The sequence below is a fragment of the Corynebacterium sp. MSK122 genome, from assembly GCF_030229435.2.
Classification (GTDB): Bacteria; Actinomycetota; Actinomycetes; order Mycobacteriales; family Mycobacteriaceae; genus Corynebacterium; species Corynebacterium marquesiae.
Genome location: NZ_JASPHV020000107.1, coordinates 1 through 239 on the forward strand (window position 1 = coordinate 1; position 239 = coordinate 239).

The following is a 239-nucleotide window of genomic DNA, read 5'->3' on the forward strand; positions in this document are numbered from 1 at the left end:
TTGCCTTGTCCACGCACAGCGTGTAGTTCGTCGCTACACAACCTCACGCCCACGTACTGATGCCGGCAAAGCTATCTACACGCTAGCGCTGAAACTAACCCGGGTACGCACTACAGAAGATATAGCCCACTGGAGTTCGCTACTCCACGACTTCAACACTGTCTACCGCAGGTGGATGGACGAAAAGACCAGGGTTAAAGACCCTGATACAGGAAATTGGACATGGGTATGGACACATT

Annotated in this window: 1 pseudogene; it reads left to right on the top strand. The window is 51.9% G+C overall.

Going from position 1 to position 239, the window contains the following annotated elements:
* Positions 1–239, top strand: a pseudogene (locus tag QP934_RS11650) (IS1249 family transposase); the annotation flags it as partial.